The 22,415-nt window shown below is 73.7% G+C and carries 19 protein-coding genes; 1 reads left to right on the top strand and 18 read right to left on the bottom strand.

Annotated features, from left to right (window positions below):
• Window positions 1-5 precede the first annotated feature (5 nt).
• The 11 genes from ACZ4VF_RS02445 to ACZ4VF_RS02495 all read right to left on the bottom strand — a co-directional run bounded on the left by ACZ4VF_RS02445 (window position 6) and on the right by ACZ4VF_RS02495 (window position 11,833).
• Window positions 6-3,800, bottom strand: a complete 3,795-nt coding sequence (locus tag ACZ4VF_RS02445) for a P-loop NTPase fold protein (RefSeq protein ID WP_467922645.1) — start codon at window positions 3,798-3,800, stop codon at window positions 6-8.
• A gap of 357 nt (window positions 3,801-4,157) precedes the next feature.
• Window positions 4,158-4,571 carry a hypothetical protein gene (locus ACZ4VF_RS02450; protein ID WP_467922646.1) on the bottom strand — a complete coding sequence of 138 codons (414 nt, stop codon included), beginning with the start codon at window positions 4,569-4,571 and terminating at the stop codon, window positions 4,158-4,160.
• Between the two features lie 46 nt (window positions 4,572-4,617).
• Window positions 4,618-5,148: a protease inhibitor I42 family protein gene (locus ACZ4VF_RS02455; RefSeq protein ID WP_467922647.1), complete on the bottom strand. Its 531-nt coding sequence runs from the start codon at window positions 5,146-5,148 to the stop codon at window positions 4,618-4,620.
• Window positions 5,120-6,703, bottom strand: coding sequence for a peptidoglycan-binding protein (locus tag ACZ4VF_RS02460; protein WP_467922648.1), 1,584 nt, complete (start codon window positions 6,701-6,703; stop codon window positions 5,120-5,122). The genes ACZ4VF_RS02455 and ACZ4VF_RS02460 overlap by 29 nt, the downstream gene beginning before the upstream one ends.
• An 11-nt stretch (window positions 6,704-6,714) precedes the next feature.
• Window positions 6,715-7,086, bottom strand: coding sequence for a hypothetical protein (locus tag ACZ4VF_RS02465; protein WP_467922650.1), 372 nt, complete (start codon window positions 7,084-7,086; stop codon window positions 6,715-6,717).
• Between the two features lie 159 nt (window positions 7,087-7,245).
• Window positions 7,246-7,593, bottom strand: a complete 348-nt coding sequence (locus ACZ4VF_RS02470) for a DUF1330 domain-containing protein (RefSeq protein WP_467922651.1) — start codon at window positions 7,591-7,593, stop codon at window positions 7,246-7,248.
• Window positions 7,594-7,680: 87 nt separating this feature from the next.
• The gene (locus tag ACZ4VF_RS02475; RefSeq protein WP_467922652.1) at window positions 7,681-8,298 is read right to left on the bottom strand and encodes an SRPBCC domain-containing protein; all 618 of its coding nucleotides are present in this window, start codon (window positions 8,296-8,298) and stop codon (window positions 7,681-7,683) included.
• A gap of 52 nt (window positions 8,299-8,350) precedes the next feature.
• Window positions 8,351-9,043, bottom strand: a complete 693-nt coding sequence (locus ACZ4VF_RS02480; RefSeq protein WP_467922654.1) for an alpha/beta fold hydrolase — start codon at window positions 9,041-9,043, stop codon at window positions 8,351-8,353.
• Window positions 9,044-9,153: 110 nt separating this feature from the next.
• Entirely contained in the window at window positions 9,154-9,594 is a 441-nt protein-coding gene (locus tag ACZ4VF_RS02485; RefSeq protein ID WP_467922655.1) for a type II 3-dehydroquinate dehydratase, read from the bottom strand.
• The gene (locus tag ACZ4VF_RS02490) at window positions 9,591-10,991 is read right to left on the bottom strand and encodes a cation:proton antiporter (protein ID WP_467922656.1); all 1,401 of its coding nucleotides are present in this window, start codon (window positions 10,989-10,991) and stop codon (window positions 9,591-9,593) included. The genes ACZ4VF_RS02485 and ACZ4VF_RS02490 overlap by 4 nt, the downstream gene beginning before the upstream one ends.
• A gap of 68 nt (window positions 10,992-11,059) precedes the next feature.
• Window positions 11,060-11,833 carry a thioesterase II family protein gene (locus ACZ4VF_RS02495; protein ID WP_467922657.1) on the bottom strand — a complete coding sequence of 258 codons (774 nt, stop codon included), beginning with the start codon at window positions 11,831-11,833 and terminating at the stop codon, window positions 11,060-11,062.
• Between the two features lie 208 nt (window positions 11,834-12,041).
• Here ACZ4VF_RS02495 and mhpA point away from each other — a divergent pair, with 208 nt between their 5' ends.
• Entirely contained in the window at window positions 12,042-13,703 is a 1,662-nt protein-coding gene (mhpA, locus tag ACZ4VF_RS02500) for a bifunctional 3-(3-hydroxy-phenyl)propionate/3-hydroxycinnamic acid hydroxylase MhpA (RefSeq protein WP_467922658.1), read from the top strand.
• 1,318 nt (window positions 13,704-15,021) lie between these two features.
• On the opposite strand, the gene ACZ4VF_RS02505 is transcribed toward mhpA, so the two are convergent.
• The 7 genes from ACZ4VF_RS02505 to ACZ4VF_RS02535 form a co-directional block, all read right to left on the bottom strand.
• Complete coding sequence (locus ACZ4VF_RS02505) at window positions 15,022-15,942, bottom strand: ROK family protein (protein WP_467922659.1); 921 nt, start codon at window positions 15,940-15,942, stop codon at window positions 15,022-15,024.
• Between the two features lie 2 nt (window positions 15,943-15,944).
• Window positions 15,945-16,640, bottom strand: a complete 696-nt coding sequence (locus ACZ4VF_RS02510) for an HAD-IA family hydrolase (protein ID WP_467922660.1) — start codon at window positions 16,638-16,640, stop codon at window positions 15,945-15,947.
• A 7-nt stretch (window positions 16,641-16,647) separates the two neighbouring features.
• Entirely contained in the window at window positions 16,648-17,742 is a 1,095-nt protein-coding gene (locus ACZ4VF_RS02515; protein WP_467922661.1) for a Gfo/Idh/MocA family protein, read from the bottom strand.
• The gene (gene rifK, locus ACZ4VF_RS02520; protein ID WP_467922662.1) at window positions 17,739-18,899 is read right to left on the bottom strand and encodes a 3-amino-5-hydroxybenzoate synthase; all 1,161 of its coding nucleotides are present in this window, start codon (window positions 18,897-18,899) and stop codon (window positions 17,739-17,741) included. The genes ACZ4VF_RS02515 and rifK overlap by 4 nt, the downstream gene beginning before the upstream one ends.
• 169 nt (window positions 18,900-19,068) lie before the next feature.
• Window positions 19,069-19,911: a shikimate dehydrogenase family protein gene (locus tag ACZ4VF_RS02525; RefSeq protein ID WP_467922664.1), complete on the bottom strand. Its 843-nt coding sequence runs from the start codon at window positions 19,909-19,911 to the stop codon at window positions 19,069-19,071.
• Window positions 19,908-21,326, bottom strand: a complete 1,419-nt coding sequence (locus tag ACZ4VF_RS02530) for a 3-deoxy-7-phosphoheptulonate synthase (protein ID WP_467922665.1) — start codon at window positions 21,324-21,326, stop codon at window positions 19,908-19,910. Before ACZ4VF_RS02530 ends, ACZ4VF_RS02525 begins: the two co-directional genes overlap by 4 nt.
• On the bottom strand, window positions 21,323-22,399 hold the full coding sequence (locus ACZ4VF_RS02535; RefSeq protein WP_467922666.1) for a 3-dehydroquinate synthase family protein: 1,077 nt from the start codon (window positions 22,397-22,399) through the stop codon (window positions 21,323-21,325). The genes ACZ4VF_RS02530 and ACZ4VF_RS02535 overlap by 4 nt, the downstream gene beginning before the upstream one ends.
• Window positions 22,400-22,415: the final 16 nt, after the last annotated feature.

A 22,415-nucleotide genomic window follows, 5' to 3' on the forward strand; every position in this document is an offset into this window, starting at 1 on the left:
CCCGTTCACAGGATCCGGCTCGCCAGCCTTGCGATCGCCATCCCGTCCTGGGTACACAGCAGCTGCCTGAGCCCACTCAACGCGGGCTCCAGGCGGGGGTCGTCGAGTCCCAGCAGTTCCAGCCCCGCTGCCCACGATGCGTCGTCCTCGGCCGCCGCCGCCAGTACGCCGAGTCCCCGGCCTCCTTCCACCCTGCGGTGCAACCGACGCTGCAACGCGGGCCATCGCACGATGATCTCGGCCACGTACACCAGCAGGCAGGCGCGTTCTACGGCCGCTTCGGAACGGGCCAACGGCTCGTCCACCATCAGTGCTCGTTCGTAGAGCTGCCAGACGTTCAGCATCCTCTTGGCCTCGCGGATCGACGGCTCCTCCAGCGCTGTGATCCGTTCCTTCAGGAGCTGCTGGATCCTGGGATGCTGTTCGAGGGTGCGGACGGCGAGGACCGCGGTGGGAGCGGGTCGGCGCACGTTTCCCGGCCCGTGTCCGCCGGCGGATACGGGTTCCGGCACCACCGGGGATGCGCTCCGGCCGGACGCCCCGGCGTGGGTACGGCCCCGTGGGGACGGAACGCGCACGGGTGCGGACGTCTGATGCGCGGACGGCAGACGTGTCACTGTTTCGACGAAGCCCGCGATCCCCTGGTCCGAGACCTGAGGCAGCACCACGGGCAGTTGCACCAGCTTCCGCAGAAATGCCCAGCCAGGGCTCGGGTCCTGAGCGTAAACACCTGGATGCGGGCCGATCGCACCGGTGTAGGCATCCAGGTGGCCGGCCACCACCGAGGGGTCGAGACCGATCACGAAGCGGGCACGCAGCCCATGCCCGGTGGCGATGCCGTTCAGGAAGAGATTCACGGCTTCGAACACCTCGGCGGCGGTATCGCTGCGGCAACGGTCCAGGTCATCGATGAAGACGACGAGTTCGTTGCCCGTGTCGGCGAGATCGCTCAGCAACTCCCCGATGTCGTGCTGCAGCAGGTACAGCGACCCGGCCGAAGCGCGAAGGAGCGGGTCAGCGACCTGGGCCGGGTTGTCTTGAACGCCCGGCTCCCTGCCGTCGTGTACCGGCATGCGCAGCATCGCGCCGGGGACGAAGCGGGACGCACGACCGACGCAGTACCGGGTGAGGGAGTGGGTCAGCGCCGCGAGCAGGAACACGACCGCGACGACGAACGAGACGTCCACTGCCGTCCAACCTGCGCCGAGAAGCTCCGAAGGCCTGTCCAATGCGGCAAGGCCCAGGAGGAAAGGCAGCAGCACGGTAACGATGCCGATGCCGAGCAGGGGGGAAACGGTGCGACGGAGCAGGAGCCGTCGTAGGGCGAAGCGGTCGACACGCTGCAGATTGCGGGTGAACCAGTAGCGCTCGCGTTCGCTCTCGCTCGGGTAGAGCACGGGTGCCACGGCTTCGATGATCTCCCCCGCCAGTCCCGCCCAGACCTGTTGCCCGGACTGGTAGAACCAGGGGTTGAACCAGGCGGTGACGATACCGGTTCGATCAGGGCCGGGTCCGGGTGCGGCTCGGCGTCTCCCCTGCCTGCCGATCAGACGCACGGCCTCCCGAACGGTCATGGGGCGCTCGCGGGGGCCGTTCGCGCTGGAGGGAACCGGACTCGGAGCCAGATCACGGACCAGGGTCATCAGAGTGCTTTTCCCGCTGCCCCAGGGCCCCTCGACGCTGATCACACTCGGTCCGCCCTCCCCTTTGGACGGGTCGATGGGTCGAAATGCCTGATGGGCGAGGGCACGGGCGAGAGCGTTGCGGCCGAGCAGGTCCGTTCGGGCGGGGGCGTCCGACATGCCCCACAGAGTGACTGGTCCGGTTTCGATCGTTCGGACCGCTTCTCCCGTCCGCGGATTCCACAGCCTCACGGTGCCGTCGTACCCGGCCGAGGCGATCCGGGGCTCGCCCGAGGGCGTGGTCCAGCTCGTCAGGGCCCAGACACCGGATGTGTGCCCCGCGAGAGGGTCGCCTGCGGCCCGCTGCGTTTGCGGGTCCCACACCCGGACGGTGTCGTCGTCGCTGCCGGTGGCCAGACGAAATCCGCCCTCGGTGTCCTGCCAATCGGTCAGGGCCCCGATACGTGCCGTGTGCCCTGTGAGCGGGCCGCCCATCGCGGTTCCCGTCTCCGCATCCCAGATCCGGACAACGGCGTCGAAGCCCGCAGAGGCGAGTGCGGGTCTTCCTTGGTCGGTGGTCCATACGGCCAGTGCTCGTGCCCATGCGGTATGACCGGCCATCTCCGCGCCGATCGCAGCGCCGGTCTCGGGGTCCCAGACCCTGATGCAGCCGTCGTCCCCGGCCGAAGCCAGTCGCTGCGATCCCTCCGCATTCGTCCATGCCACGAGGGCCAGCACCCACGGTGATCCGGACGCCCATTCCCGGACGAGTGTTCCCGCCTCCGGGTCCCAGACGCGTACGGTGCCGTCGGTTCCGCCGGACGCCAGGCGCCATTCTCGGTCCGCTCCCTGCCACGAGGCGAGGGCCGGTAACCAGGCCGCCTGACCCGGAAGCGGCTCGTGCAGCGCGGCTCCCGTGTCGGGATCCCAGACCCGGACGGTGCCGTCGTCACCGGCCGAGGCGAGTCGTGACCGTCCATCTGCGCGGGTCCAACTCGTGAGCGCCCAGATCCCGGCCGTATGCCCCGTCAGCGGCGTTCCGGCGGGCGTACCCGACTCGGGGTCCCAGAGACGGATGACCGCGTCGTCCCCCGCCGAGGCGAGGCGCACGGACCCATCGGCACTCTGCCAACTGGTCAGCGCCCACTGGCCGGCGACGTGGCCGATCAACGGCTGCATCACATCGAGACCGGTCCGGGGATCCCACAGCCGGATCGTCCCCCCGTCTCCAGCGCTGACCAGACGGGTGTCTCCGCGGTCGTCGGTCCACGCGGCGACGGCAGGCATCCACCCGAGATGACCGGGCGAGGGGGCTCCCACGGCGCTGCCGTTCTCGGCATTCCAGATGCGAACGGTACCGTCCGCGGCGGCGGACGCGAGCAACGTCCCGCCGTCCTCGCCGGCCCACACGGCGAAAGAGCGTACGGCTGCGGTGTGCCCGGTCATGGGCTCGCACACGGGATGCCCGTCGGCATCCCGGACCTGCACCGTGCCGTCCACTCCGCCGATCGCCAGCCGGGCCGCACCGTCGAGCCCCTGCCAGGCTTTGATCGCATAGACGCCCGCCGCGCACGCCTGGGGGATCCGCCCCGTGGCTTCGCCGGTTCCGGCGTCCCAGAAGTGCACATCGCCACCGTCGCCACCGGCCGCCAGTCGCACGGAGCCGTCGGCAAGGACGAGCGCCGCGACCGCCCACAGGCCGCCGGAATCCGCGATCAGCGGCTCCCCCACCGGCTCTCCGGTGCGGGCATCCCAGATCCGGACGGTGCGATCCGCGCTGGCGGAGGCGATCCGGACCCCGCCGTCCGGCGCGGTCCAGTTCGTCAGGCCCATGACCCACTCACTGTGGCCGGTCAGCGGCCCCGCGACGGGCGTTCCCCGGGCCGGATCCCAGATCCACACCGTGTGGTCCTCGCCCGACGACGCGAGGCGGTGCTCACCCGTGTCGTCCCTCCACTGGGTCAGCGCGCCGATGCAGGCCGTGTGGCCGACCAGCGGGGACCCCAAAGGGGTGCCGGACCTGAGGTCCCAGACACGCACCGTACGGTCCGCTCCCGCCGAGGCCAGACGCAATGCGCCGTTCGCCTCACGCCAGGTCACCAATGCTCCGACGCCGCCGGGCTGAGGATCGAGCCACGGGATGCCGTCCTCGGAGGGCGCGACAACGGGCACCGTCATTCCGGAGTACACCCTCGGACGAGTCGACGACCCCTCTGCGGAGCCATGGTCTCCGCCGGGGCACCCCAAGCGATGCGGAACCCGGCCTCATGAGCGATGGATGCTCTCATGGGCCTCAACGCGCAACCCACGAAACCCCCTCCAGAGCCGGAATCGGTTCGGGCGAGGGATGCCTACCCGTCGGGGGCGGCTTCATTCTCCGGGCTCTGCGCGTCCACCCGCACCCGCTTCAGTCGGGCAGGCCGCCGGCCTGGGGCACGCTGGCGCCGTGCAGGCGGAGACCATTCGCTCGCGTCTCGCCGCGGAGGGCGGTCTCCGGAGACCACAGCGATGCGTATGTCCGGTCAGCCCGCCGGATCACGAACCCCCGTGCGACGCCCGGGTCAGCTGCTTCTGTTCGATGAGGGTGGCGACGGCGTGCAGCCAGGTGGCCGCCGTGTCGTCGGCGGGGACTCCGCCGGCGAGTTCGGTGCCGGTGCGCAGCCACTGCCGTGCGAGGGCGGCCGCTTCCCGGCGGGGCAGGGGTTCGGGCAGGTCCGCGGCGCGGATGAGTCCGCCGGCGCGGACGGTGTCGGCGAGGAAGGCGACCGAGCGGGGCTCGGTGCCGAGGCGGTCGAGGGTGACGGCCGCGGCCGCGGCGCCGTCGCCGAACAGGGCGGTGCGGCGCGGGCCGGGTTCGGCGGTGAGGCCGTGGCGCAGCAGGGCGGTGACGTCGAGCCGGGCCAGCTCGTCGTCCGTGCGGTCGGGCGGGTGCGGGGCGTGGTCGTTCATGGCGGGGCCTCGGGTGTCTCGTCTCATCTGGCTGGTGCGCCGCGGCTCAGTCGACGGTGACGGTGTAGGTGATGCGCTCGGGGGCCTGGGAGGGGGTGGGCGCCCCCGTGGCCGGGGTGGCGGAGGGTCCCGTCGTCGCGGGGGGCAGGGCGGAGGTGTTGCCCTGGCAGGTGGTGAAGGTGCAGTGCAGCAGCGTGAAGCGGGTGGTCCCCTTGGCCTTGGCCTCGAAGGTGAAGGTGAGCCGGCCGCCGGCGCCGGCCGCCGGCTCGTCGCCGGAGTGCGGCGCGTAGGCGTGGCCGCGGCTGACCAGTACCGAGGTGTCGGGCCTGGGGTCGACCAGGTACCAGTACTCGCGGGTGGAGGCGTTCTGGTGGACGGTGAGCGTGAAACGCTCGCCCGGCTTCGCGGTGATGCTGGTGTCCTTCACCGAGTGGCTCGTCGGGGCGCCCGCGGTGCTCGTGGGTCCGCCGGCCGGGTCGTCGGTGCCCGAGCCGCAGCCCGTGGCGAGAGCGAGGAGCGCGGTCGCCGCGAGCGCGGCGCCGCCCCTGCTACCGCGGAAGATAGACGCTGTACGCATTGGGGAGATCACTGTTGGAAGCCTTGCCCATGTGGCCGTTGATGAAGTCGTCCTCGCTGACCCAGGTGGTCGAGCCCCAGGGGTTGTACACCTGGAGCATGTCACCCTCCTGGGCGATGATGGTCATGGCGTGGGCGCCCTCCTTGCCCGAGACGTCGACGGGCACCGGCCGTCCCTCCGCCACCGACTTCTCGACTTGGGTGAGGACGGCCCTGCGGTCGGCGGCGCTGTTCAGGTCCTGGCGCTCGTAGTCGGTGCCGGTGGCGCTGCCGACGGTGGAGTCGTTGATCCGCTCCTGGCCCTCGGGGCCCATGCCGCCCCAGTTCTTGCCGCCGTCGCCTTCGGTGTGCAGCCGGTGCTGCTCGGCCACCAGGCGCTGTTTGAAGGCCTCGGGGTCGTCCTGCTGCCCGTCGGGGCCGCCGGTGAGGTCGAGCGCGTAGAGGGGGTCGACCATGGCGCGGGACGTGACGGTGGACGAGGCCACGCAGGTGCCCTCGGAGCCGTCGCCGCCCTGGACCCACCGCTGGCCGTCGAACGTGACGTAGTCCTTGTTGTTGTTCGAGCCGTCCGACGCCTGGCCCTCGTCGTTCATGCTGTCCTTCCGGGTGACCACCGGAGTGAGGTGCCGGCGCAGCCAGGCGGGGTCCTTGCCGTGGATCTTGTTCTGGAACGTCCCGATCTCGGCGACGCTGTGGCCGGCGGCCAGGGCCTTCATCAGGTAGGCGCGTTCCTGCGGGCTGTCCGACTGCGCCAGCATCCGCTCCATGGCCATCTCGTCGTCCAGGTTCAGCTGGTCCATGCGGGTCGACGCGCGCGCCAGGTCGCCGGGCGTGAGGATCTCGTTCAGCTCGGTGTCGGCGTCCGCGACGCCGGTGTCGGCGAGCATCAGCTTGTCGACGGCGGTGAGTTCGCTGGTCTCCATCTTCCCGGCCCGTGCCTCGGCGGCCCACTTGTTCAGGTCCCGGGCCGCGACGCGGGTCGCCTCCTGCGCGTCGGCGACGGCGGTGTGCATCAGGTCGACCGCGAAGGAGCCGAAGTGGGCGGCGTTCTTGCGGTCCCACTCCTCCTCGTCGTTCTCGTGCAGGTCGTCGAAGAAACCGTCCTTGCCGCCGAGCGTCTTCTTCTGCTCCAGCAGCTGTCCGCGGCCCTGCTCGTCCTTGCTCCGCGCGGCGATGAGCGCGTCGGCCAGCGTCAGCAGCACCGACGCGCAGCCCTGGAACGCCTCGCTCATCTGGGTCGCGGACCGGCCGGCGGCGTTCACCGCGTCGGAGGCGAGGACACCGGTGTCGCCGACCCACACCTCCGGGAGGCCCTTGCGGCCCACCCGGTCGACCTGGTCGAAGACGCCGCCGACATGGTCGACCTGGCCGCGGTAGAGGCTCGCCAGGCCCTCCAGCAGGGCCGGGTCGCCGCCCGGTTCGGGCACCGAGAGGGCGTCGTCGATCAGGTCGAGGAGGTCGTTCTTGCTGCCGGCCTGCAGCATCTTCCTGGAGAGCCCGGCGAGCCATTCGAGGCGGAGGGAAGGGGAGTCGAGAGGAGAGGAGAAGAACGACACGGGCCCGCTCCTCAGTAGCTCGACAGGACCGAGGTCCGGCCGCCCTGCGTCGATGTGTCGGTGAGGCTGCTCGTGCCGCCGACGGTGACGCCGTCCGCGTGCTGCTTCACCAGGCCGTCGGTGCCGTGGTAGGTCTTCTTGGCCAACTGCACCTTGCCACCGAGTTCGTGCAGGGCCGACGCCAGTGTCCTGGCCTCCGCCTCCCAGGCCTTGACGAACGCGTTGAGCGCCGACGCGGCGTCCTCGCCGCCTGCGTCGTCGTACGAGTAGCTCATCCGCGCCTTGACGGCCGAGCTGATGGCGTCCATGTCCCTGCCGGCGTCGTCCAGTTGCCGGGCCTGGCCGGTCATACCCGCCTTGACCTGGTAGCCGTCCGATCCCACCGTGCCTCCCCCGTGTGCATCCGATCGCGACCGCGGGCAGGCTAACACGCAGCGTATGTGCGGACGATCACACGCCGATCCCCCCACACACCTCCTCTACATCACCCACCCAGGGCAGTCCCGGCCGCTCCCCCCGGCCGGGGTCGGAGCCGGTGCCCGTCACCCGGCGGGGAGGGTCTCCCGCATCGCCTTCGCCGTGCCGGCCGGGTCGTAGTCCTCCGGCACACCGGGGACCAGGACGATGTCGCCGGCGATGTGCCGCGAGCGCAGCGGGGCGATCTCCTGGTAGGCGGGCGAGTCCCACCAGGCCCGGGCCTCGGCGATCCCGGGGAAGGAGATCACCACGACGTGACCGGGCCAGCTGCCCTCCTTGACCTCGTGCTGTGCGGCGTGCACGAGGAAGCGGCCGCCGTACGGCTCGAAGGTGGCGGTGATGCGCTCGATGTACTCGGCGATCTCCGGGTGCGGGGCGGCTTCCTGCAGGTGCGCTATGGCGTAGGCGGGCATGGTGTCCTTCCGGTCGTGCGGGCTCCGTACGCCGACGATCGTGCCACGGGGGCCGGCCGGGATCGATGACCTGGGAGGTAAGGACGTTCAGAGGCGCGGGAGCCGGTGGCTGCCGGGATTCACCACGGCGCCGAGGCCGTTGAGCAGCAGGCGGGTGCCGCCGCGGAGGTGGGCGGCGTCCTGGGTGCCGTCTCCGCTGGGGACGAGCCAGGTGTACTGCTCGGTCCAGGTCAGGCGGGAGCCGGCGGGCCGGTCGGCGAGTTCGACGGTGACGAGGGAGATCCAGCGGGTGCTGCCGTCGACCTCGGCCTCGTAGACGTAGACGATGCGGGTGTCCGGCACGATGTGCAGGAACCGGGAGCGGTAGGCGAGGTGCTCCTCGGTGTCGCCGGAGACGAAGACGTTGCGGGCGGTCTCGCCGCCGCCGACCCGGAAGTCCAGCTCGTGCTCGGCGGTGGCGGATCTGCCGGGGAGGCGGAACCAGCGGCGCCGCAGGGAGGTTTCGGCGAATCCGCGGAACACCTCGGCCGGCGCTACCGTGAAGTCCCGGTCCAAGGAGAAGGAGCCGTGCATCGCGCGGGGTGCCGGGGCCGCGATCGGGGCGGGGTCGGCCGGGGAGCCGGGCCGGGAAGCGGCCTCGGAACCGGACCGGGAAGCGGCCGGGGGGTTCGCCGCCTCCGCCTGCGCGAGGTGACCTGCGTCCATTGGCTCAACCTAACACGGGCGGGGGCGCCTTCCCGGGCCCCCGCGCCCGCGGTCAGAGCCAGCCGTCGAGCGACTTCAGGAAGCCGTCGAGGTCGTCGCGGTGGACGCAGTGCCCGGTGTCCGGCACGTACACCACCTCGAAGCCGCGCCCGCGCAGCCGTTCGGCCAGCTCGTCCGGTACGAGGTGGTGGTCGCCGGCGCCCTGGACCAGCGAGGGCACCTCGGCACGCGCCGGGATCAGGTCCCGGTCGCTCTGCAGCCACTCGATGGCCCGCACGTCCCAGCGGGCGTACCCGGCCAGCTCCGCCTCGACGTCCTCGGCCTGCCAGCGCGGGCAGAGCCGGCGGATGCTCTCGGCGGTGGCCGACTTGGTGGCCTGGGCGAACTCCCGTACCTCGTCGACCGATTTGGCGCCGAGCTTCCACGCCGGGTCGCTGTAGACGACCTTGGCGGGCCGCAGACCGGGCACCGCCAGGGCGAGCACGGGTGCGCCGAAGGAGTGGGCGAGGGCCAGGTCGATGCCGGCCGGGACCGATTCCACGAGGTCGGCGGCGAGCAGTTCGGGGGTGTACGCGTCGGCGTGCGGGCTGTCCCCGTGGCCGCGCAGGTCCGGCATGATCACGCGGTAGCCGCGCTCGGCGAGGGCCGGCGCGACCCGGCGCCAGGTGTCGGCCGACGACATCACGCCGTGGACGAGGAGCACCGTCCGGTCGCCGTCGCCGACCTCGTGCAGTGCGAGCTTCATGATCGGGGGGTGTCCTTTCGACACACGGGGGGGGACAACGGTTCACGGGGTTCACCCGGTTCGCGCTCTTCGGCTGTTCCAGGGGTTCGGCGGTTCGGCTGTTCGACGGTTCAGCTGTCCGGCTCGGCCAGTTCCAGCAGCGCCTTCGCGGCCAGCCGGTAGCCCATCGGGCCCAGGCCGACGACGATGCCGGAGGCCAGCGGGGCGATCACGGACTCGTGCCGGAACCGCTCCCGGGCCCAGACGTTGCTCAGGTGCACCTCGATCCAGGGCCGCGGGTAGGCGGCGAGGGAGTCGCGCAGGCTCCAGCCGGCCATCATCAGCGCACCGGGGTTGACGATGGCGCCGACGGTGTCGTGGTGCCGGTTGATGTCGCGCACCAGGTCTCCCTCGGAGTCGTGCTGGAGGGAGAGCACCTCCCAGCCGGCCCCGCTCACCTCGGCGGCGACGGCCTTCTCGATGTCGGCGAGGGTGTCGGTGCCGTAGATCTCGGGCTGGCGGCGGCCCAGCATGCCGAGGTTGGGGCCGTTCAACAGGAGCAGAGTGCTCATGGGGTCACCTCACTGTTCGGCGTACCGGACGGTCCGGAGCCGTGCGGGGCCCGGGTGCGGGCGGAACCGGCGCCCTCCAGGCTGAGTTCGGCGTCGGCGAGTTCCTCGGCGCGGATCATCGCGGCCCGCAGGACGGGCGGCGTCATCAGCGAGGTCACGATCGCGACCAGGACGATGATGGTGTACGCGTCGGTGTCCAGGACACCGAGGCGCAGACCCGTCATCGCCACGACGACCTCGACCACGCCACGGCAGTTCATGCCGGCCCCGAGGGCGAGCGCCTCCCAGCGGTTGAGGCGGCTGAACCGGGCGCCTATGAAGGCGCCGGAGAACTTGCCGAGGACGGCGACGGCGAGCACGGCGAGGGCCGCGGCGAGGACGCCGGGGTGGCGCAGGCCGGTGAGGTCCATCCGCAGCCCGGCGGTGGCGAAGAACAGCGGGGCGAGGAAGCCCAGCGCGGTGCTCTTCAGCGGTTCCAGCTTCTCCCGGTCCAGGTCCTTGCTGGTGCCGACCAGCACGCCGACGACGAAGGCACCGAAGATCGACTCCAGCTTCATGGCCTGGGTGGCCGCGGCGCCGAACAGGACGAGGACGACGACCGTCATGATGGTGGGGGTGGCGCCCTCGGCCCGGCCCGCGCGGCGCAGCGCGGCGCCCACCAGCGGGCGGCCGACCAGCACGGCGAACAGCACGACACCGACCGGGTAGAGCACGGCCGTGGCCACGACTCCCGCGGTGAGTCCGGCGGTGGCCATCGCGGAGACCACGGACAGCAGGAACCAGCCGACGATGTCGTCCACGACGCCGGCGGACAGGATCAGCTGGCCGATGTCGCGGTGCAGCAGCTTCATGTCGAGGAGGGTCTTGGCGATCACCGGGATCGCGGTGACGCACATCGCGACGCCGAGGAAGAACGCGAAGACCGTGGGATCGACGCCGTCCGGCAGCAGGATGCCGCTCAGCGCGAAGCCGGTCGCGACACCGAGGCCCAGGGGCAGCACCAGGCCGGCGATGCTGACCCGGGCGGCGGTGATCCCGCGTTTGCGGACGAGGCCGAAGTTCAGCTCGGCGCCGGTGACGCCGACCAGCAGCAGCACGCCGAGCTGGCCGGTGGCGTCGAGCATGTGCATCTGTTCCGGCCGCTGGGGCAGCAGCCAGTGGGAGAAGGCGGGCAGCACGTGCTGGAGCACGGACGGGCCGAGCAGCAGTCCCGCGCACAGCTCGCCCACCACCGCGGGCATGCGGAAGCGCTCGGCGAGCCGGCCGAGGACGAGCGCGAGCAGCAGCAGGAAGGCGAGCTGGAGGAGGAAGACCAGCAGGGAGTGGGGGGCGATGGTCGGCACGGGGCCGGCGAGCGTCACCGGGCCGGCGGGCGTCGGAGGACTGGCGAGCGTCACGGGCTCTTCCCTCGTCGGAGCGGGCGGAGCGGTCGTAGCGGGCGGGGCGGGCGAGGCGGGCGGTGGGGTCAGCGGGTGGTGTCGGCGCCCTGGCCGGTCAGACTGCGGGTCAGGAGGCCGATGACCTCGGCGCTCCGCTCGACGTGGAAGAAGTGCCCGCCCCGGAAGACGTGGACGTCGGTCGGGCCGGTGGTGTGCTCCTCCCAGGCGTGGGCCTCGTCCAGCGTGGTCCGGGGGTCGGCGTCACCGGTGAGCACGGTCACCGGGCAGTCGAGCATCCTGCCGGGGTCGTGCCGGTAGTTCTCGATGGCGGTGTAGTCGCTGCGGATCGCCGGCAGGAACATCGCCAGCACCTCCGGGTCGGCCAGGATCGCCTGGTTGGGGCCGCTGAGGGTGCGCAGTTCGGCCAGCACCTGCTCGTCGCCGGCGGCGTGCACGCGTTCGTCGCGGTACCGGGAGGGGGCGCGCCGGCCGGAGGCGAACAGCCGCACCGGGGCGGGCAGCCCGGCCTCGCGCATGCGCAGGGCCACCTCGTAGGCGAGGACGGCCCCCATGCTGTGCCCGAACAGGGCGAGCGGCCGGTCGTCCGGGTGACGCAGGGCCGCGAAGATCTGGTCGGCGTAGTCGGGGATGTTGTCGATGCCGGGTTCGTGCCGGCGCGTCTGGCGGCCCGGGTACTGGACGGCGAGGACCTCGACCGCGGGCGCGAGGGCCGTGGCGACCGGGAAGAAGAAGCTCGCGGAACCGCCGGCGTGCGGCAGGCAGACGAGCCGTACCGCGCTGTCGGGCGAGGGGCGGAAGACGCTGACCCACTTCTCGAACTGTGCCGTTGCTCCAGGCATGCCGAATGGCTCGCTTTCACGTCGGGGAACTGCGCGGATCAGCGTCTGATACGGGACTTCGGCAGGTTAGGCCGAGCGGTCGCGGGGCCGGTATCCCCCAACCTGATAGCCCTCGTACGGATCACGGCCGCAACGGGCCGGCGGGCCGTACGCTCACCCCGAGTCACCCGAGCAGGGCCCGTCAGCAGGCCGTACCGAGGGGGTTTCCATGTCCGCTGTGTCACCCGACCACCCGATGGCGTCCGCGAGTTCACCGGACGCGGACGTACTCGTCGTCGGATACGGGCCGGTCGGCTCGGTGCTGGCGGTGCTGCTGGCGCAGCGCGGCCTGCGGGTGACGGTCCTCGAACGCCGGCGGCGGCCGTACACGCTGCCCCGTGCGACGAGTTTCGACGGGGAGACCGCCCGGCTGCTGGCCGGTACGGGCGTCGGCGCGGAACTGGGCGGGATCACCGAGCCGGGCACCGGCTACCAGTGGCGTACGGCGGACGGGAAGACGCTGCTGGACATCGAGTTCACCACCGATGGGCCGTACGGCTGGCCCGACGCCAACACCATGCACCAGCCGGCGCTGGAGGAGCTGCTCGCCGCCCGCGCCGCCGAACTGCCGGGCGTCACGGTGCTGCGGGGCCGGCGGGTCGTGGACCTCGCCGACGGCCCGGACGGCGTCACGGTGACCGCGGAGGACGAGGAGGACGAGGAGGGGGCCACACGGACCTTCTCGGCACGCTGGGTGGTCGGCTGCGACGGCGCGAACAGCTTCGTACGGGAACGGATGGGCGTGTCCGTCACCGACCTCGGGTTCTCCTACGAGTGGCTGCTGTGCGACGTGGAACTGCGCGAGCCGCGGGAGTTCGTGCCGACCAATGTGCAGCTGTGCGATCCGGCCCGGCCGACCACGCTGGTCGGGAGCGGACCGGGGCACCGGCGCTGGGAGTTCATGCGGCTGCCGGGCGAGCGGGCGGCCGACCTGAACCGGGAGGAGACCGCGTGGCGGCTGCTCGCGCCGTACGGCGTCACCCCGGAGACCGCGCGGCTGCTGCGCAGCACGACGTACATCTTCCAGGCGCGGTGGGCCGACGAGTGGCGGGCTGGACATGTGCTGCTGGCCGGGGACGCGGCCCATCTGATGCCGCCGTTCGCGGGGCAGGGCATGTGCTCGGGCGTGCGGGACGTGGCCGGTCTGGCGTGGCGGCTGGACCTGGTGCTGCGCGGTGCCGCCCCGCAGTCGCTGCTCGACAGCTACACCGAGGAACGCCTGACGCAGGTGCGGGAGTCGATCCTGGCGTCGGTGCAGCTGGGGCGGCTGATCTGCGTGACGGACGCGGCGGCAGCGGCGGAGCGGGACGCGACGGTGCTGGCGAACCGGCGCGGGCGGGGACCCGGCCGGCCGGACCCGGCCCGGCCGATCACCCGCGGCCTGCTGCACCGCCCGGACGGCGCCGACACCCGGGTGCCGCCCACGGGCGAGGTCCTGCCGCACGCCCGGCTGCTCGGGCCGTCCGACGCCCGGCCGCTGGAGGACCCGGTGCGCGGGGGGTTCGTCCTGTTCACCAAGGCGGAGACGGACACGGACCTCACCCCGGACCGGCTGTCGTTCCTGCGGGCCGTCGGTGCGCGGGTGGTCCGCCTGTGGCCGGCCGACGGCTCGTACGACGGCACGGGCGGCGCGGTGGACGCGGTGGACGCCGACGGGGTACTGCGCGACTACCTCGACCGGTACGGCGCCACCGCCCTGCTGGTACGCCCCGACTACCACGTCTTCGGCGCGGCGACCGGTCCGCGGAGGACGGCGCTGCTCGTGGACGACCTCCGCACCCGGCTCACCGCACCGACACCGGCACCGGCACCCGCGGGGCGCGCGGGCTGACCCGGGCCGGGCAGCCGCGGGCGAGCCCGGGAACCGGCGGCAAGGGCCGACGGGGGCAGGCGGACGACCGCCACCGGTCGACGGGACCTGCTGGCGCTCCGGGAGGGGCTCCGGGCAGCGAGGTCCGGGCGGGCCCGGGAACGGCGGCACCGGCCGACGCGGGGCAGACGGGGCACCGACACCGGCCGGCGGCACGGGTGGGCGGGCTGGGCGGGCCTCCGGGCAGCGAGACGCCCGGGTGGTCGCGGGCGAACAGGCGGGGAAACCGCCGGTGCAGCCGACGCCTTGCAGGCGGGCCACCGGCACCGGCACCCGCAGGGCGCGCGGGCCGACCCGAGCCGGGGGGCCGCGAGCGGGCCCGGGAACCGGCGGCACCCGCCGACGCCGGACAGGCGCACGACCGCCACCGGTCAGCGGTACCGGGTGGGGCTGCGGGCGGCGGAGGTGCCGCGGTGGTCACGGGCGAACGGGCGGGGAAACCGCCCGTGCAGCCGACGCCTTGCAGGCGGGCCACCGACACCGGCACCCGCAGGGCGCGCGGGCCGACCCGAGCCGGGCGGCCGCGGGCGGGCCCGGGAACCGGCGGCACCCGCCGACGCCGGACAGGCGGACGACCGCCACCAGACAGCGGTACCGGAGAGGGCTGCGGGCGGCGGAGGTGCCGCGGTGGCAGCGGGCGGACAGGCGGGGAAACCGCCGGTGCAGCCGACGCCTTGCAGGCGGGCCACCGACACCGGCACCCGCAGGGCGCGCGGGCCGACCCGAGCCGGGCGGCCGCGGGCGAGCCCGGGAACCGGCGGCACCCGCCGACGCCGGACAGGCGGACCACCGCCACCAGACAGCGGTATCGGAGAGGGCGCCGGGAGGGCCTCCGGGCAGCGAGACGCCCGGGTGGTCGCGGGCGGACGGGCGGGGGAACCGCCGGTGCAGGCCGACGGCACGGGCGGGCAGGCTGGGCGGCCGCGAGCGAGCCCGGGAACCGGCGGCACCCGCCGACGCCGGGCAGACGGACCACCGCCACCGGTCAGCGGTACCGGAGGGGGCTCAGGCGGCGGAGGTGCCCGGGTGATCGCGGGCGGGCGGGCAGGCTGGGCGGCCTTCAGGCAGCGGGGCGTCTATCGGTCGGCCGCGTGCCGGGCCGGGGAACCGCCGGTGTCGGCCGACCCCTTGCAGGGGGGCCACCGGCGCCCGCGGGCCGGGCGGTCGGGGGCCGGCCCGGAAGACCGGTGGCGCCGGCCGGTGTCGGGCAGGCGGGCCGCCGGCGGCGGCCGGCGGTGCCGGGAGGGGCTCCGGGCGGCGGAGCGTCGTGCGGTGGAGGTCAGAGGCCGTGGGCCAGGAGGACGGCGCCGCGTAGTGAGGACAGGCCGCCCAGCCGGGCGGGGGCGAGGGGTGGGGTGGGGTGGCCGGGGCGGGCGAGTGCGGTGAGGTGGGCGGTGACGGCGGGCAGGAGGGCCGGGATGCCCGCCGCGAAGCCTCCGCCCAGCACGGCTCGGTCGGGGTGGAGGAGTTCGGTGACGCTCGTCAGGGCCGTGGCCAGGGCGCGGGCCGTGCGGTCCAGGGCCGTCAGCGCCCAGGGCAGGCGGTCGCGCAGGCCGTCGCGTAGCTCGTCGAAGGTGACCGGGGCGCCGCGGAGCGCGGTGGCGTGGGCGAGGGTGGCCGGTCCGGACGCGGTCGCCTGGAGGCAGCCCCGGCGTCCGCAGACGCACTCGGGGCCGTCCTGGTCGATCGTCAGGTGACCGATCTCGAAGGAGCCGCGCCCGGGGCCGGGGCAGAGCGTGCCGTCCAGGACGAGTCCGCCGCCCACTCCGGTGCCGACGCCGACGTAGAGGAGGTGGGCGCTGCCGGCCGCGTCCGCCTCGGCGAGGGCGCCGAGGTCGCCGTCGTCGGCCCAGGCGACCGGTGTTCCGGGGAAGAGGTCGCGCAGGGCGGTGCCCAGGGCGAGCCCGGTCCACGCGGGGCGGCTGGGCCAGGCGGTGATCCGTTCGCCGGGGCCGACGGTGGCGGGCATGGCGACGCCGACGGCCCGTACGTCCGCCAGGGCGGGGAAGGCCTTCAGGTGTGCGGCAAGGGCGGCCAGGTCGTCCTCGGCGTCCCGGTGCGGGCCCCAGGTGAAGGCCGACTCCTCGGTCCGGCCGTCGTCGGTCTCCACGCGCAGGGCGACCTTGGTGCCGCCGATGTCGACACCCAGACAGCCGGGCGCCGGACGTGCGCCGGGCCGCCGGTCCCGGGGAGCCGGCACGCTCAGTCCCCCGGTACGGCCGGGCACAGGGCCAGCAGGTCGCAGGGGCGGCGCAGGACCGCGTCGGGCCCGGCGGAGAGCAGTTCCTCCTCGTCGGGGCCGACCCACAGGGCGGCGGCGGAGGCCACGCCGGCGTCGCGGGCGCTGGCCAGGTCGGTGGGCGCGTCGCCGACCATGATGGCCTGCTCGGGCGGCACGTCCAGCAGTTCCAGCGCGCGCTGCACGATGTCCGGCGCGGGCTTGGGCCGGGGCACCTCGTCGGAGCCGATGACGTGGGCGAAGAACGGCAGCAGGCCGAGCCCGTCGAGCAGCGAGCGGGCGCGGTCGCCGGCCTTGCCGGTGGCGACGGCCAGCCTGAGGCCGCGCACCCGCAGGGTCAGCAGGAGTTCGAGGACGCCGTCGAAGACCTCCACGCGGTGGGCGAGCCGGTAGCTCTCGCGGACGAAGGGCTCCTCCATCGCCGGCGGCAGCCCCATGATGCGCATGATGTCGGGGAAGTAGCGCCCCTGGTGGCGCACGTACTCCTCGAACGGGGCCGGGCCGTCGCCGACGACCTCGGCGTAGGCGACCGCGAAGGCCTCCCGCATGACGGCGAAGCTGTCGACGATCACCCCGTCCAGGTCGAAGACGACCGCCCGCCGGGTTGCCGTCAGGAGGGCGGCCGGGGCGAGGGGCCGGTCGGGCGAGTGGACTGTCATGGGGTCCTCATCTGCTGGTGGTCTGCTGGTACGCGGGCTCGCTCGGCCCGTCGCGTCCGGCCCGGGCGGAGGCGTAGAGGCGTTCCACGAGCCGTACGGTGGTGCGTGCCTCGGCGATGGCCCGGCCCCGGCCGGCCGGGTCGGCGAGGAGGGCGGGCACGCCGTCCAGCTGCCGTCCGTACTCCGCGCCAACGGGTTCGGCGGGGACGGGCAGCCGGCGGGTGGTGCCCTCGCGGGTGAGGGTGAGGACGGACTCGGGCTGCCGGTTGGGGCTGAAGCCGAAGGTGCAGCGCAGTTCGGCGGTGCCGGTGCTGCCCTCGATCCGGATCAGGGACAGGTCCGTCGCCTCGTGCGAGGCCCAACTGGTGTGCAGGGACACGGAGATGCCGTCCTCGCGGAGCAGGAAGCCGCGGGCGGTGTCCTCGACGTCGCCGGTGAGGGCCGCGGCGGGCCGCTCGCGGCGCCAGGCCGCGGACCACGCGCCGGTGTTGAGGAAGTCGTCCGAGACGGCGCCGACGGCCTGGTGGACCGGGGACGGGCCGAGCAGTGCGGTCAGGGTGTCCACGAGGTGCCACCCGAGGTCGACCAGGGCGCCGCCGCCGGCCTCGCTGCGCCGGGTGAACCAGCCGCCCGCCCGCGGCACCCCGCGGGCTCGCACCCAGGCCAGGTCGACGTGCCGTACCTTCCCCAACTCGGGCAGTACCGCGGCGAGTTCGAGGACGTCGGCGCGGTGGCGGGCGGCGCTGCCGGCCAACAGCAGGCCACCGGTCCGCTCGGCCTCGGCCAGGGTGTCGGCCTCGGTGCTCGACAGGCACACCGGCTTCTCCAGGAAGACGGACACGCCCCGGCGGAGCAGGCCGGCGGCGACCGTGGTGTGCAGGTGGTTGGGTACGGCGACGACGGCGAGGTCGACGGAGGCGGGGTCGAGCGCGTCCGTCCCGGCGTGGGCGGAGGTGCCCGTCGCCGCGCCGACGTCCGCGCGGGCGGCGGGGTCGGGGTCGACGACGGCGACCAGGTCGAAGTCCGGGTGGGCCCGCAGCCGGGGCAGCCACAGTTCCCGCCCCGCCCACCCGAGCCCCACCACGGCGGCTCGCACGCTCATATCGCGGCCACTGCGTCCGCGATGATCTCGGCCGTGATCTCCAGGGCGCGCTCGTCGGCGAGGAGCACCCGGTGGTGCAGCCAGACGCAGTCGCCGTTGATGGCCTCGGTGTTCGGGCAGCGCTCGGCGATCTGCTCCACGGTCTCGTCGGGGGCGCCGACCTCCCAGAAGGCGTCGGTGCGGTAGACGGCGCGGAACGCGGCGAACGCGGGCAGCCCGGCCTCGACCAGCCGGTCCACCAGGGCGTTGCGGTCCGCCTCGGTGATGCCGGGGATCCGGAACATGGCCATGTAGTGGGTGTTCTGGTCGGCGCGGACGTCACCGCCCTGCGGTACGACGCCGTCGACGGCGCCGAGCAGCCGGGACAGCAGCGCCCAGCGCCGGTCGCGCAGCTCCGTCTGGGCGGGCAGGCGGCGCAGCTGGGCGCGCAGCACGGCGGCGGAGAACTCGTTGAGCCGCATGTTGGTGCCGGCGACCTGGTGCTTGTAGTGCCGGTCGGTGCGCGGCCGGCCGCAGCTGTGCCGCAGGAACGCCGCCTCGTACAGGTCGTTCTCGGGGAACAGGACGGCGCCGCCCTCGCCGGCGGTCATCAGCTTGCCGTTCTGGAAGGAGAACGCGGCGACCGTGCCGAGTTCGCCGACCCGTTTGCCCTGCCAGCGGGCACCCTGGGCGTGGGCCGCGTCCTGCAGGATCGGTACTCCGGTGTCGGCGGAGAGCTTGCCGAGGGCGTCCATGTCGGCCATCAGACCGGCCATGTGCACGGGCATGACGGCGCGGGTGCGCGGGGTGACGGCGGCGGCCGCGGCGGCGACGTCGATGTTGTACGTGTCCGGGTCGACGTCGACGGGGACCGCGACGGCGCCGATGCGCTGGGCGGCCTGGGAGGAGGAGATGAAGGTGAAGGCGGGCACGATGACCTCGGTGCCCGGGCCGACGCCCATGACCTGGAGGGCGAGTTCGAGGGCGTGGGTGCCGTTGGTGACGGCGAGGGCGTGCGGGGCGCCGTGGAAGTCGGCGAACTCGTCCTCGAAGGAGGTGACTTCCTGCCCGCCCATGCGCCACCACTGGCCCTGTTCGAGGGCGCGGATCAGTCCGGTCCGCTCCTCGTCGTCGTACTGGGGCCATGTGGGGAATTCCGGTGCCGGTCGCGCGTTCATGGTTCTCCAAATCTCCGTCGGGAACGGGCTGGGCGGGATGAGCGGGCGAGGCGAAGGGGGTGACAGAGCCGGTCCGGACGGTTCGCGCGGTGCTGGCCGTCCTCAGACTAGGACGCGGTGTGCCGGGCCTCCCATCCCTCGGTCTGGTAGTCGGCCGGTGGCGGGCCGGTCAGGGTGTGTGCAGTCCGAAGAACGCGCGGTAGGAGTCGATCTGTCCGGTGAGCATGTGGCGTCCGTGGTGCACGGGGAGTCCGTGTGCGGCGGCCTCGCGCAGCAGCCGGGTCTCGCGGGGTTTCATGATGATGTCGGCGACGACGGCGCCCGGTGGCAGTGCCTGCGGCGGGAAGGGCAGCGGGTCGTCGGGGCGCAGACCGAGCGGGGTGGCGTTGACGGCGATGTCGCTGTCGGCCAGTGGCGGTTCGCCGGCCGTCCGGACGCGGCCGGGCCAGTGGGCGGCCAGCCGGTCGACGAGGGCGGTCAGCCGCGGGGTGTCGGGGTCGGTGATGGTCAGCCGGTCCGCTCCGGCGTCGAGCAGGGCCGCCGCGATGGCGCTGCCGGCTCCGCCCGCGCCGACGAGTGCCACGCGGGCGCCCTTCGGCTGGTGCCCGGCCCCGGTCAGACCGGCCACGAAGCCGGTGCCGTCGAAGTTCTCGGCCAGCCAGGTGCCGTCGGGTTCGCGGCGCAGCGCGTTGGCGCTGCCGGTGATCTCGACGGCGGGGCCGCGCCGGTCGGCGAGCTGTGCGGCGGCCGTCTTGTGCGGGACGGTGACGAACAGGCCGTCGAGGTTGCCGACGCGCTGGAGTCCGCGGACGACGGGTTCCAGGTCGGCGGGGCGGACGTGCACGGGGACGAGTACGGCGTCGATGCCGAGGCGGGCGAAGAGCGGGTTGAGCAGTCCGGGCGACTGGACCTGGCCGACCGGGTCGCCGAGGACGGCGTAGAGCCGGGTGGTTCCGCTGACCAGGGTCTGCTCGGGGGTGCCGGCGGGGGCCCGCCGCGGGGTGTCGGTCATCGTGCTGCCTCCGTGCTGCGCGCCGCCCCGGTCGCGTACGACTCGGCGACGGCGAAGGCGAGTTCCATGGACTGTTCGGCGTTGAGGCGGGGGTCGCAGGCGGTGCGGTAGCGGGCGGGCAGGTCGTCGTCGGTCAGGCCGCGGGCGCCGCCGGTGCACTCCGTGACGTCCTCCCCGGTCGCTTCCAGGTGCAGGCCGCCTGGGTGGGTGCCGAGCGCCCGGTGCACCTCCAGGAAGCCGGTGATCTCGTCGAGGATGTGGTCGTAGTGCCGTGTCCGGTAACCGGACGCGGTGGTGCGGGAGTTGCCGTGCATGGGGTCGCAGCTCCAGATCACCTGGCGGCCGGAGGCGGTGACCTTCTCCACGATCGGCGGGAGCACCTCGCGTACCCGGTCGTGGCCCATCCGGCTGATCAGGGTGACCCGGCCCGGCTCGCCGTGCGGGTCGAGGCGCCGTACGTAGTCGAGCGCCTGTTCCGGGGTGGTGCCGGGGCCGATCTCCACACCGACGGGGTTGGCGAGCAGTTCGGCGAAGGCGATGTGCGCTCCGTCGGGGTGCCGGGTGTGCTCCCCGATCCACAGGAAGTGGGCGAGTCCGCTGGACAGCCGGGGTTCGGGGCCGTCGGGGTCGGCCCACAGCAGGGTGCGTTCGTAGTCGAGGATCAGGGCCTCGTGGCTGGTCCAGATGTCGCCGAGCCGGGGTGCGGGGGCGCCGACGCCGGTGATGAAGCGCAGCCCGCGGCCGATCTCCGCGGCGCGTGCCCGGTGCCGGCGGCCTCCGGGCGTGGTGCTGACGAACCGGCGGTTCTCCTCGTGCAGGGCGTGTGCGTCGGCGAGGTCGCCGTGGGCGAGTCGGCGGACGACGGTCATCGCCTCCCTGGCGTGGCGGTGGGCGCGTGCCAGGCGTTCGGGGTCGGGGGTGCGGGCGGCGTGGCCGGGTTCGGCCGAGTTGACGATGTCACCTCGGTACACGGGCAGTCCGCGCGCGTCGAGGGCCGCGGAGCGGGGCCTGGCGTACTGTCCGGCGGCGCGCGCCACCGTGACCACGGGCAGGCCGGCGGCGTGGGTGAGGACCAGTGCCATCCGCCGGAGCAGGCCGAGGTTGGCCCGCAGGTGGGGTTCGGTGCTCTCGGCGAAGGTCTCGGCGCAGTCGCCGGACTGCAGCAGGAGGGCCTCGCCGCGGGCGACGGCGCCGAGCCGGTCGAGCAGCCGCCGGGTCTCGGCGGGTGTGACGAGGGGCTCGCCGGCGGTCAGCCGGCGGACCACGGCCCGGGCCCGGTCGGGGTCGGGCCAGCCGGGCTGCTGTGCGGCGGGCCTGGCCAGGGCCGCTTCGAGCCGGTCGGCGAGGGTGCGCTCGACCGCCCGCCGCCGGATCCGCCCGGGGGTGCCGGGCGGCCACCGTGGTGAGTACGTCATGTCACCGCCGCCTCCGTTCCCGCGGTGCCGGCCGGGGCGCCGGTGACGAGCCGGTCGAGGGGGGCGCGTTCCATCCGGGCCAGGGCCTCGGCGACCGCCGGCTCGGGCACGTCGGTGACGAGGTCCGCGCCGGACGGGCCGTCCAGGACGAAGGTGAGGCCCGAGCGGGCCTTCTTGTCCCGCCGCATCAGCCCGATCAGTGTGCCGGGGTCGGCGTCGTCGGGCAGTGCGGTGGGCAGGCCGTAGGAGGCGACGTGCGTGCGGTGTTCGTTCACCCGGCCGGGGCTGATCCGGCCGAGGAGGCCGGCGAGGAGGCCCGCGAAGACGGTGCCGATGGCGACGCCCTCGCCGTGCCGCAGGGCGAAGCCGGTGGCGGCCTCCAGGGCGTGGCCGAGGGTGTGGCCGTAGTTGAGCAGGTGCCTGCGGCCGGTGTCGCGTTCGTCGGCGGAGACGATGCCGGCCTTGAGGGTGACGCCGGCCGCGATCTGTTCGGCGAGCGGCAGTCCGTGCAGGCCGGGGGCGCCGATGAAGTGGCAGCGGGCGATCTCCCCGAGCCCGTTGCGCAGTTCGCGGGGCGGCAGGGTGGTCAGGTAGTCGGTGTCGCACAGCACGGCGGCGGGTTGCCAGTAGGCGCCGACGAGGTTCTTGCCCTCGGGCAGGTTGACGGCGGTCTTGCCGCCGACGCTGGCGTCGACCTGGGCGAGGAGGGTGGTCGGCAGGTGGACGACGGGGACTCCGCGGTGGTAGAGCGCGGCGGCGAGGCCGACGACGTCGGTGGTGGTGCCGCCGCCGACGGAGACGACGGCGTCGGAGCGGGTCAGTCCGAACCGTACGAACGCGGCGCACAGCGACTCCACCGTGGCGAGGTTCTTGTCCGGTTCGCCGTCCCGGGCGGGCAGCAGCAGCGTCTCCGCACCGGTGTCGGGCACCCACTCGACGGGGCGGGCCGAGACCACGGCGACGCGCCGGGCGCCGAGCCGGTCGATGATCCCGGGCAGGGCGGAGCGCACTCCGGGGCCGATGAGCACATCGTAGGACCGGTCGCCGAAGCGCACCGGGACTTGTCTTGTCACTTCCGTCTCACCTTGT

It is taken from the genome of Streptomyces sp. NPDC029151 (assembly GCF_055564315.1).

Excerpts from the sequence above, each read along its gene's own strand:
- ACZ4VF_RS02445 (WP_467922645.1), bottom strand. The coding sequence starts at position 3,800 with ATGACGGTGCCCGTTGTCGCGCCCTCCGAGGACGGCATCCCGTGGCTC.
- ACZ4VF_RS02450 (WP_467922646.1), bottom strand. The coding sequence starts at position 4,571 with ATGAACGACCACGCCCCGCACCCGCCCGACCGCACGGACGACGAGCTG.
- ACZ4VF_RS02455 (WP_467922647.1), bottom strand. The coding sequence starts at position 5,148 with ATGCGTACAGCGTCTATCTTCCGCGGTAGCAGGGGCGGCGCCGCGCTC.
- ACZ4VF_RS02470 (WP_467922651.1), bottom strand. The coding sequence starts at position 7,593 with ATGCCCGCCTACGCCATAGCGCACCTGCAGGAAGCCGCCCCGCACCCG.
- ACZ4VF_RS02475 (WP_467922652.1), bottom strand. The coding sequence starts at position 8,298 with ATGGACGCAGGTCACCTCGCGCAGGCGGAGGCGGCGAACCCCCCGGCC.
- ACZ4VF_RS02480 (WP_467922654.1), bottom strand. The coding sequence starts at position 9,043 with ATGAAGCTCGCACTGCACGAGGTCGGCGACGGCGACCGGACGGTGCTC.
- ACZ4VF_RS02485 (WP_467922655.1), bottom strand. The coding sequence starts at position 9,594 with ATGAGCACTCTGCTCCTGTTGAACGGCCCCAACCTCGGCATGCTGGGC.
- ACZ4VF_RS02495 (WP_467922657.1), bottom strand. The coding sequence starts at position 11,833 with ATGCCTGGAGCAACGGCACAGTTCGAGAAGTGGGTCAGCGTCTTCCGC.
- mhpA (WP_467922658.1), top strand. The coding sequence starts at position 12,042 with ATGTCCGCTGTGTCACCCGACCACCCGATGGCGTCCGCGAGTTCACCG.
- ACZ4VF_RS02510 (WP_467922660.1), bottom strand. The coding sequence starts at position 16,640 with ATGACAGTCCACTCGCCCGACCGGCCCCTCGCCCCGGCCGCCCTCCTG.
- ACZ4VF_RS02515 (WP_467922661.1), bottom strand. The coding sequence starts at position 17,742 with ATGAGCGTGCGAGCCGCCGTGGTGGGGCTCGGGTGGGCGGGGCGGGAA.
- rifK (WP_467922662.1), bottom strand. The coding sequence starts at position 18,899 with ATGAACGCGCGACCGGCACCGGAATTCCCCACATGGCCCCAGTACGAC.
- ACZ4VF_RS02525 (WP_467922664.1), bottom strand. The coding sequence starts at position 19,911 with ATGACCGACACCCCGCGGCGGGCCCCCGCCGGCACCCCCGAGCAGACC.
- ACZ4VF_RS02530 (WP_467922665.1), bottom strand. The coding sequence starts at position 21,326 with ATGACGTACTCACCACGGTGGCCGCCCGGCACCCCCGGGCGGATCCGG.